This window comes from Ligilactobacillus animalis KCTC 3501 = DSM 20602 (assembly GCF_001434535.1).
In the GTDB taxonomy this organism is placed as follows: Bacteria; Bacillota; Bacilli; order Lactobacillales; family Lactobacillaceae; genus Ligilactobacillus; species Ligilactobacillus animalis.
This window is the reverse complement of record NZ_AYYW01000034.1, coordinates 1-314: the sequence shown is the minus strand read 5'-3', so window position 1 is coordinate 314 and position 314 is coordinate 1. Positions and strand designations below refer to the sequence as shown.

At 44.6% G+C, this 314-nt stretch carries 1 protein-coding gene; it reads right to left on the bottom strand.

The annotated features are described in order from the left end of the window. A partial coding sequence (locus FC30_RS09530) for a mucin-binding protein (RefSeq protein WP_162255313.1) occupies positions 1–314 on the bottom strand: 314 nt, incomplete at both ends.

Sequence of the window (314 nt, the reverse complement as noted above, 5' to 3'; positions counted from 1 at the left end):
GATCTGGCGCAACGCTACTTTTTCTTCTACTTCGGTTGCTGTCTTAGCGTTGTAGTGAATATCTACAGTCCAGTTGCCAGCTGTTTCTGGCGTTACCACCATTGCTTCGACTACTGATTGACTTGGTTCATAGTTTTCTACTTGATCTACTTGATATTCTGGCAATGTGCCTTCTTCTATATCCCAAGCACCGTATTCTTTTTCACCTGTGGCCAAGTTCGTCTTCACTTCGCGCTTGAATGTCACTTGTTGTGTTATTTCTTTTACCGTGCCATCCGGGAGGTGCAACAAGATCTGGCGCAACGCTACTTTTT